This window comes from Azovibrio sp. (genome assembly GCF_049658005.1).
GTDB lineage: Bacteria > Pseudomonadota > Gammaproteobacteria > Burkholderiales > Rhodocyclaceae > Azovibrio.
Window position 1 is genome coordinate 1 of the sequence record NZ_JBASOH010000115.1, and the last position, 9,120, is coordinate 9,120.

9 protein-coding genes are annotated in these 9,120 nt (G+C 66.0%); 5 read left to right on the forward strand and 4 right to left on the reverse strand.

Annotation, left to right across the window (positions count from 1 at the left end):
* Positions 1-438: 438 nt before the first annotated feature.
* The gene (locus tag WBH99_RS10595) at positions 439-2,352 is read right to left on the reverse strand and encodes an ATP-binding cassette domain-containing protein (protein ID WP_424220058.1); all 1,914 of its coding nucleotides are present in this window, start codon (positions 2,350-2,352) and stop codon (positions 439-441) included.
* 166 nt (positions 2,353-2,518) lie between these two features.
* Here WBH99_RS10595 and WBH99_RS10600 point away from each other — a divergent pair, with 166 nt between their 5' ends.
* The 3 genes from WBH99_RS10600 to WBH99_RS10610 all read left to right on the forward strand — a co-directional run bounded on the left by WBH99_RS10600 (position 2,519) and on the right by WBH99_RS10610 (position 6,157).
* The gene (locus WBH99_RS10600) at positions 2,519-3,724 is read left to right on the forward strand and encodes an HD-GYP domain-containing protein (RefSeq protein ID WP_424220059.1); all 1,206 of its coding nucleotides are present in this window, start codon (positions 2,519-2,521) and stop codon (positions 3,722-3,724) included.
* On the forward strand, positions 3,688-4,308 hold the full coding sequence (locus tag WBH99_RS10605; protein WP_424220060.1) for a hypothetical protein: 621 nt from the start codon (positions 3,688-3,690) through the stop codon (positions 4,306-4,308). Before WBH99_RS10600 ends, WBH99_RS10605 begins: the two co-directional genes overlap by 37 nt.
* Positions 4,309-4,369: 61 nt before the next feature.
* A complete protein-coding gene (locus WBH99_RS10610) occupies positions 4,370-6,157 on the forward strand; it encodes a M61 family metallopeptidase (RefSeq protein WP_424220061.1) in 1,788 nt (595 codons plus the stop codon).
* A gap of 224 nt (positions 6,158-6,381) precedes the next feature.
* Here WBH99_RS10610 and WBH99_RS10615 read toward each other — a convergent pair whose 3' ends face one another.
* Entirely contained in the window at positions 6,382-6,771 is a 390-nt protein-coding gene (locus tag WBH99_RS10615; RefSeq protein WP_424220062.1) for a DUF1840 family protein, read from the reverse strand.
* A gap of 99 nt (positions 6,772-6,870) precedes the next feature.
* Between WBH99_RS10615 and WBH99_RS10620 the strand changes: the two genes are divergently transcribed.
* Both WBH99_RS10620 and WBH99_RS10625 read left to right on the forward strand, forming a co-directional pair.
* Positions 6,871-7,518: a class I SAM-dependent methyltransferase gene (locus WBH99_RS10620; protein ID WP_424220063.1), complete on the forward strand. Its 648-nt coding sequence runs from the start codon at positions 6,871-6,873 to the stop codon at positions 7,516-7,518.
* A complete protein-coding gene (locus WBH99_RS10625) occupies positions 7,518-8,402 on the forward strand; it encodes an ROK family protein (RefSeq protein WP_424220064.1) in 885 nt (294 codons plus the stop codon). The genes WBH99_RS10620 and WBH99_RS10625 overlap by 1 nt, the downstream gene beginning before the upstream one ends.
* Positions 8,403-8,515: 113 nt before the next feature.
* Here WBH99_RS10625 and WBH99_RS10630 read toward each other — a convergent pair whose 3' ends face one another.
* The gene (locus tag WBH99_RS10630; protein WP_424220065.1) at positions 8,516-8,776 is read right to left on the reverse strand and encodes a thioredoxin family protein; all 261 of its coding nucleotides are present in this window, start codon (positions 8,774-8,776) and stop codon (positions 8,516-8,518) included.
* A 54-nt stretch (positions 8,777-8,830) separates the two neighbouring features.
* Positions 8,831-9,120, reverse strand: a 290-nt coding sequence (locus WBH99_RS10635) for a permease (RefSeq protein ID WP_424220066.1), incomplete at its 5' end; no start/stop codon positions are given.

A 9,120-nucleotide genomic window follows, 5' to 3' on the forward strand; every position in this document is an offset into this window, starting at 1 on the left:
TTGAAGAGCAGCGAGGCTATCAGTACGCGCTCGCCGAACACGGCCCCCTGGCACAGGAGTGGAAGGCGGTGCCGGCCAACGGCAAGCAGAGCGGTACGGTTGAGGCGGTATCTGAGACTGAAGTCATCCAGCATGTCGGGTGAGATAAGTACGTTGTGTGGGACCGCCAGGTAATGCTCAAGCGCGAACGCGATCTGACCGATGAAGACAGCCTGCTGCTATCAGGATGGATCAGGAATTACCCAGAACTCGGCCTGGCCTACTTTCAACACCAACTCGAATGCTGGAGAACGGCGAGTTGTAATGTCGTTTCAATCACGAAATCCGGATACCCGTTACCGGGCCGGGCGAAATCTGGCCGGATTGCCGGGAGGTGAATCTGCCGCTGGCCGGGATTTACCCGGATGTCGCGCTGAGCTGATGCAAGAGCGCGCCGGTTCAGCGTTCCGGGGCGGGCAGGGCTTCCAGGGCTGCGTGGACTTCCAGCCAGCGTAGTTCGGCGGCTTCGAGGCTTTGCCACACTTGGGCCTGGCGCCGGATCAGTTCTTCCAGGGGCTTTCGGTCGGCGCCGGGGGCGTAGAGCGCCGGGTCGGCAAGCCGGGTTTCCAGGGTTCGGGCTTCTGCTTCCTGGCTGGCGATCTGTTCGTCCAGTTGTTCCAGTTCCTTCATCAGGGGGCGGCGCTTACGCAGCAGTTCCTGGCGGGCGGCGGCTTCTTCTTCGCGCTTTTGCCGGCGTTCGGCTTTTTGCTCCACCCGCTCGGCCGTGGCCGCCTTGGCGGCGGTTTTCCGGGCCGAAAGCCAGGCCGCGTAGTCGTCCAGGTCGCCCTCGAAGAGGCTGGCCTTGCCATCGGCCACTTGCCAGAGTTCATCGGTGGCGGTGCGCAGCAGGTGCCGGTCGTGCGAGACCAGCAGCACGCCGCCTTCGTAATCCTGCAGGGCAAGGCAGAGGGCTTCGCGCATTTCCAGGTCGAGGTGGTTGGTGGGTTCGTCCAGGAGCAGGAGATTGGGCCGGGTGCGGATCAGCAGCGCCAGGGCGAGACGGGATTTTTCGCCGCCGGAGAAGGGCCCCACGGGCCGGGTGGCCATGTCGCCGCGAAAGTCGAAGCCGCCCAGGTAGTCGCGCAGGGCTTGCTCCGGGGTGTCCGGCTCCTGGCGCTCTAGGTGTTGCAGGGGGGATTCGTCCGGGCGGAGCTGTTCGAGCTGGTGCTGGGCGAAGTAGCCGATCTCGAGCGTTTTGGCTTCCTTCCTTTCGCCGGCAAGTAGCGGGATTTGCCCGGCCAGGAGCTTGATCAGGGTGGATTTGCCGGCGCCGTTTTCGCCCAGAAGGCCGATGCGGCAGCCGGGGGAGAGGCGCATTTTCAGGTTTTGCAAGAGGGGCTTGCCGCCATAGCCGGCGGCGGCCCGATGCAGGGTGAGGAGGGGGTCGGGCAGGTGCTTGGGGGCAGGGAAGGTAAAGTTGAAGGGGGAATCGACATGGGCGGCGGCGACCACTTCCATCCGCGCCAGGGCCTTCACCCGGCTCTGGGCCTGGCGGGCCTTGGTGGCCTTGGCCTTGAAGCGGTCGATGAAGCGCTGGAGCTGGGCGATCTGGCGCTGCTGGGCTGCGAAGGTGGATTGCTGCACGGCGAGGCGGGCGGCGCGGGCGGCTTCGTAGTCGGAATAGCCGCCGGTGGTGAGGCTCAGGCGCTGCTGTTCAATGGCCATGACGTGGTCGACCACGGCGTCGAGAAAATCCCGGTCGTGGGAGATCAAAAGCAGGGTGCCGGGCATGGTCTTGAGCCAGGATTCGAGCCAGAGCACGGCGTCCAGGTCGAGGTGGTTGGTGGGCTCGTCGAGCAGCAGCAGGTCGGCCCGGCAAAAGAGGGCGCGGGCGAGGTTGAGGCGCACCCGCCAACCGCCGGAAAACTCGGCCACGGGCTTTTGCAGGTCGGCCTCGGTAAAGCCCAGGCCATGCAGCACCTCGGCGGCCCGGGCGCGGGCGGAATAGCCGTCGATGTCGCCGTAGTGGCTGTGCAGCCGGGCGATTTGCTCGCCGTCGCCACTGGCTTCGGCGGCGGCCATTGCCGCTTCCAGGCGGCGCAGGTCGGCGTCGCCATCGAGGACGAAATCCAGGGCCGGATCGGGCAGGGCCGGGGTTTCCTGGGCGACCCGGGCGAGGCTCCAGGTCGCGGGCATCTCGAGTTCGCCGCTTTCCGGCTGCAGTTCCCCGGCCAGGAGGGCAAACAGGCTGGACTTGCCGGCGCCATTGGCCCCGACCAGGCCGACCCGCCAGCCCGGGTGGATCTGCAGGTCGGCGCCCTCGATCAGGGGGTGGCCGGCGCGGGCGAGGGTCAGTCGTTTGAGGGCAATCATGACGGGAAGGGGGCGTGGGGTGGCAAGGAGCGGCGAATTATAGTCCGGCCTTGAGCTAGAATCAGGGCATGAATGGCCGCTCCCTGATCGGCTCCCTCACTTCCGCTTTCCCCCTATTCTTCCTCTATCCGTTCTCTATCCTTCCTCCAACCGTCCTCTATCTGCGATGATCAAGAAGATTCCAGTCGATGCCCTGATACCGGGCATGTATGTCAGTGATTTGAATTGCGGGTGGATGGACCACCCCTTTCTCACCAATGCCTTCCTTGTGGATGACGAGGCCCGGGTGGCGAAGATCCGCGACATGGGCATCCATGAGGTGTATATCGACACCAGCCGCGGCCTGGACCTGCCCGATGCTCCGACCCGGGAGGAGGTGGAGTCGAGCTTGCAAGCGCGCATGGAAGCCATCGCCACGGCAGCGCCCAAACCCCTGGCGCGCGTCAGCCTGGCCGAGGAGGCGCCGCGGGCCCGCCGGCTGCATACGGAAGCCAACCGCATCGTGAAAAACCTGCTCACGGATATCCGCCTCGGGGCCCAGATCGAGCTGGACAAGGTGGAGCCGATGGTGGAGGCCATGGTCGATTCCGTGTTCAGCAACCCGAACGCCCTCCTGCCCCTGGCGGGTCTGAAGCAGCACGATAACTACACCTTCGAGCATTCGGTGAGCGTCTGCGCCCTGATGGTGGCTTTTTCCCGGGGGCTGGCGCTATCGCGGGAGCTGATCCGGGAAATCGCCCTGGGGGCCCTGCTCCACGACGTGGGCAAGGCCAGGGTGCCGGAGGCCATCCTCAACAAGCCCGCCAGGCTGACCGAGGCCGAGTTTGCCAAGATGAAGAACCATGTGGTGCAGAGCATCGTCTTGCTGCAGCACACTCCGGGTGTCTCCGAAACCGCGCTGATGGTGGCCGGCCAGCACCATGAGCGTCATGATGGCACCGGCTACCCGAACCAGCTCAAGGGCGAGGGCATTTCCCTCTACGGCCAGATGGCGGCCATCGTCGATGTCTATGACGCCATTTCCTCGGACCGGGTGTACCACAAGGGCTTGGCCCCTTCCGATGCCCTGAAGAAATTGCTGGAGTGGAGCGAGCACCACTTCGAGCCGAAGCTGGTGCACAGCTTCATCCGCGCCATCGGCATCTATCCCAGCGGCTCCCTGGTGCGCCTTGCGAGCGGCCGGCTGGCCGTGGTGCGGGAACAAAACGAGCGGGACCTGCTCCATCCGGTCGTGCAGGTGATCTTTCACATCGGCAGCCAGTGTTACCTGCCGCCGGAAACCATTGACCTGGCCAGGAGCCAGGATCGTGTCGTTGCTCATGAGGATTTTGCTAAATGGAAAATAGATCCCAAACCCTGGCTACCCGCCTGAAGGCGGGTCTGTCGTCCTGGCTGCTGGTCTGGGCCGGCAGCCTGCTGGCTCAGGAGGTGCAACTGCCCGCCGAAACCCAGGCTCAGCTTGAACGGGGTCTGGCGCTGCAGGCCGAGGCGAAAAATTTGCGGGATCAGGCCGAAGCGGCGCGAACCCGGGATGACGAGGCTTGCGGCCACAAATTCATGATCAATGACTGCCGCGATGGCGTCCAGAAACGTTACCTGGAGCAGATCCGCCGGGCCAGGGCCATGACGTCGGAAGGCAGCGCCCTGGAGCGCGAGGCCCGCCGGAAGGAACAGGAGCTGAATCGCCAGCAGCAGGCGGCCGAAGAGGCTCGAAAGGCCAGGGAACTGCCCCTGCTGCAGCAGGAACAGGAGGCCCTGCGCCAGAGCCGGGAGGAAAAGCGCGCGCAGCGCCTGGCCGAAAAGGAAGAAAAGGCCCGGGAAGGGGCCAGCAAACAGGCCGAGCGCCGCCGCCGCCAGGCAGAAAAAGAGGCGAAACATGCCGAAAAAGTCGAAGCGCGCATGAATAAAGCGAAAGCGCGCGAGGAACCGGCCACCCCGGCCACGCCGCAGCCCTGAACCGCCCGCTCCCTTCTTTCCTCTCCGGCTAGAATCCCGGCTTTTCCAGGAGCGCAGCCCGATGTCTCCCTTGGTCGCCTACGAGCTTTGCCCCGCCTTTCCCGAAGCCCACCTGTTCGAGCTTAGTTGCCGGGTGGAGACGCCCGATCCGGCCGGCCAGGTATTCACCCTGCCGGCCTGGATACCGGGGAGCTACCTGATCCGGGATTTCGCCCGGCACATCGTTGCTATCCGCGCCGAGGCCGGCGGCCGGCCCCTCGCCCTGGAAAAGCTCGACAAGGCCCGCTGGCGCGCCGCCCCGGCCAAGGCCCCGGTCACCGTCCGCTACCGCGTCTATGCCTGGGATCTGTCGGTGCGCAGCGCCCATCTCGACACGACGCACGCCTTTTGTAACGGCACGAGCGTCTTTCTGCGGCCAGAGGGGCTGGCGCATCTGCCTTGCCAGGTCGATATCCTGCCGCCGCCCGGCCCCGCCCATGCCGATTGGCAACTGGCCACCTCCTTGCCGCGGGCCGGGGCGGCGCCCTGGAGTTTCGGCCGCCATGCCGCCGCCGACTACGAGGACCTGATCGATCACCCCATGGAAATGGGCCGCTTTACCCGCGTCGATTTTGCGGTGCAGGGCATTGCCCACCACCTGATCGTCACCGGCTGGCCCCTTTTCCATCAGGAGCGCCTGGTACGCGACCTGGAGGCGATCTGCGCCTGGCAGATGGCCCTGTTCGGCCCGCCGGCCCTGCGCGAGCCCTACCTGTTTCTGGTGCTGGCGGTGGGCTCCGGCTATGGCGGCCTGGAACACCGCAATGCCACCGCCCTGATCTGCGACCGCGCCGACCTGCCGCCGCCGGGGCTTGCGGACGAGGCGTGTCCCGCCGGCTATGTGCGTTTTCTTGGCCTTTGCAGCCACGAGTATTTCCACCGCTGGAATGTCAAGCGTATCCGCCCGGCGGCCTTCCTCGACCTCGACCTCGCGCGGGAGCGCCCCACCCGCCTCCTTTGGCTGTTCGAGGGCTTCACTTCCTACTATGACGACCTTTGCCTCGTGCGCGCCGGGGTGATTTCCGTCCCGGCCTATCTCGAACTCTTGCAAAAGACCATCACGCAGGTGTATCAGGCGCCGGGGCACCGGGTCCAGAGCCTGGAGGATTCCTCCTTCGATGCCTGGATCAAGTATTACCGCCCGGACGAGAACACGCCCAACGCCGTGGTCAGCTACTACGCCAAGGGCGCGCTTTTGGCCTTGTGCCTCGATTTGGCGCTGCGCCGCCAAAGCGCTGGCCGGGTGAGCCTCGACACCCTGATGCGAAAGCTTTGGCAGGACCTGGGCGATGGCCGCCGCGGCCTTGCCGAGGACGAGATTTTTGCGCGGCTGGCGGCCCTGGGCGGCAAGGCCCTGGGGCAATGGCTGAAGGCGGCGGTATCGGGCACGGAGGAATTGCCGCTTGCCCGGGAACTCGCCGGGGCCGGCGTCCGCCTGAGCTGGAAGGCGGATTCGGAGCTGCCCTGGCTCGGCATCCGGCTCGCGAGCGAGGGCAGCGAAGCGAAGCTCCTTCAGGTATTGAGCGGCTCGCCCGCCGAGGCGGCCGGGCTTGCCGCCGGGGATCTGCTCGTCGCCCTGAACGGCTGGCGGATCGGCCGCCAGAACCTCGATACCGTGCTTGCCACCCTGCAGCCGGGCGTGGCGGTGAATTGCCATTATTTCCGCTACGACTTGCTCGGCGAGACCCGCATTACCCCGGCCCCGGCGCCGCGCCAGACCGCCGTGCTGGAACCCCGCCCCGGCAAGGCCGCCCAGGCCAAGCGCCAAGCCTGGCTGGGGGAGCCGAGTCGAGACGCTGTGAAGCCTTGAAGGCTGTTTGAGTCTGTTTGAGTTTGTTTGCGCGTCGCCCCGCGCATCGCCTCGCGCATCGCCTCGTTACGCGCCTTTGGCACCCGGCCCGCCGAAAGCCCGCGCTTTCGCCCTGGCCGGAGCCGGAGCCGGAGCCGGGAAATTCCTGCCTTGGCGCGGCGCCTGTTGGCCCTTTCGCCCCTCGCCCCTTCGCCCCTCCTGCCGCGCTTTTGGCCCGCCCGGCTTCAGGCTTCCGGCGCTGCGTCGGCTTTCGGCTTTGCGTCGGTTTCCGGTTCCGCGTCGAAATCGGCGGCTGCCTCCCAGAGGATGTGGCTTTCCTTTTTCGCATGGGCGGTCCGGTTGAGCATGTTGATCAGCGGCCAGGCCCGTTGCTGCATGCCCACGGGCCTGTCCATGGCGGGAATCCCGGCCTCTTCCTCCGCACTGAGCTTAGGCTCCTGCCCGGAACAGGCGGAGAGATAACGCTTCAGGGCCTCCACTGCCGGCTGCATTTCTCCCTTGGTAATCACGCCCTGGGCCGAGCATGCCTTGCCCATGGCCTTGAGCAGAGGGCGGGCGGTGTCTTCCTTCATCACCATTTCGCCGGTCTCGCTGGATATGAATTTAACTAGCATCTGCGTCTCTCCTTAGGGTGTCGCTCCAGTGTAGGCGATATTCTGCCTTGAAGCTTCCACGGCCCTGATGCAGAATGATCCATGGCGTCAGGGAGGGGCATGATGGACCCGCAATTCAACCGCAATTTCGTTCCCATGGTTTCCGATGAACTGGAGCGCCTGATCCTCCAGGAAATCGCCCACCGGGGCCGCGCCAATGCCGATTCCGAAGTCCTCGACCTGCCCTGCGGCGAAGGCCACCACGCGGTGGCCATGGCGAAACTGGGGGCCCGGGTCCTGGCGGCTGACCAGAGCAGCCGTGAAACCACTGTCCGGGGCCGGGCCCTGGCTTCTGCCGTCGGCGATCGGGTGGATTTCGCCGCCGCCGGACTGAGGGAGGGGCCGTTGCCCGCCGGCCCCTTCGATCTGGTGTTCTGTCATCACGGCATCTACCGCCTGGCCTATCCCGAGGCGCGCCGGGTGGTGCGGGCCCTGCTGAAGTCCCTGCGCATCGGGGGCAAGCTCTTCATCTCTGCCTATGGCCTGCATTCGGCCTTGGGCGAAGGCTACGCAGATGCGGAAAAAGCGGTGGAAGAACGCCATTCCTGCCTGACTCCGACCTTGGCCAGCGCCTACAACATTACCGAGCCCGTCTGCCTGTACACCGAACGCAATCTGGTCACCCTGCTGTTCGAGGCCGGCGGCAGCGTCCTGAAAACCTTCACCACCACCCACGGCACGGTCAAGGGCGTGGCCGTCCGGCTCTGATGCGCCTGGGCGTCGACCTGGGTGGCACCAAGATCGAAGTGCTGGCCCTTGCGGATACGGGCGAACAGTTGCTGCGCCGCCGCATTCCCACTCCCAAGGGCGATTACCCGGCCACGCTCGCCGCCATCACCCGGCTGGTACAGGAGGCCGAGGCAGAATTGGGGCAACGGGGCAGCGTCGGCATCGGCATCCCCGGCACCCTGGCTGGCGATACCGGCCTCGTCAAGAATGCCAACTCCACCTGCCTGATCGGCCAAGCCCTGCAACAGGACCTGGAGGCCCGCCTGCAACGCCCCCTGCGCCTGGCCAACGACGCCAACTGCTTTGCCCTTTCCGAAGCGGTGGATGGCGCCGCTGCCGGAGCCCGGGCCGTATTCGGCGCCATTCTCGGTACCGGGGTCGGGGGTGGCATGGTGCTGGATGGCAAGGTGTGGGGCGGCGCCAACGGCATTGCCGGGGAATGGGGCCACAACCCCCTGCCCGGAGAGCCGGACGGCCCTCCTTGCTATTGTGGCCGCAGGGGCTGCACTGAAACCTGGCTGAGCGGCCCGGCCCTGGCGGCCGACCACTTGCGCCACACGGGCATGTCGTTGAGCCCGCAAGCCATTGTCGCCGGCGCCGAGGCGGGAATGCCGGCTTGCGAGGCGACCCTGGTCCGCTATGAAACCCGCCTGGCCCGGGCCCTGGGCGGGGTCATCAACCTCTTCGATCCGGAAGTGATCGTGCTCGGGGGCGGGCTTTCCCGTCTGGAGCGCCTGTACCAGCGGGTGCCCGGGCTGTGGGGCGCTCACGTTTTCTCCGACACCATCTGCACCCGCCTGCTCCCGCCCCGGCATGGGGATTCATCCGGAGTCAGGGGGGCGGCGTGGTTGTGGGAAGGGTAAGGCGATCCGCGGCGCCGGAGCGGATGGCAGGGGCGGCGCGGGGCATCCGCCGCCGGCGCAGGATCGGGACAGGGGCCAGGGAGCAGGGGCGGGCCAGGTATCCGCGGCGGGTATCAGGCGGCCGAGGAGGGCGAGGCGGCCGCCGTCATCCACTTCAGCACATCGGCGGTGGGTGGAAGGCGGCCGCTACTCACCACTTTTTCATTGATCACCAGGGCCGGGGTGGTCAGCACGTCATAGGCCATGATCTCTTTCATGTCGGTGACTTTGATGAACTCGGCGTCCAGCTTGCCCTGGGCGGCGGCTTCGCGGGCGATGGCTTCGAGCTTTTTGCAATTGGCGCAGCCCGGCCCCAGGATTTTTACGGTCAACATGGTTTTCTCCTCAAAAAAACGTCAAACGGTCAGCATCAGGTCAGGGATTTCAGGTCAGGGATTGGCCCGCGCCCCCTTGCGTACGACCACGCGACCACGCGACCACAAGTAACTGGCCATGACGACGAACGCAAACAGCCCCAAGGCCATGGCAGCGGCCTGGAGCGCGGCGCCATCGATCCAGGTGCCGTAGATCAGTCCGGCGCAGATGCTAAAGAGGGCCACCAGTCCCACGTAAGCGGCGGTTTTGCTGCGGCCAATCACGGCGGCCACCATCAACATGCTTTGCAGACTGAGCTCGGGGTCGGCCATCAGGTAGGCCAGCAAGGGCCCGGGGTGCATGC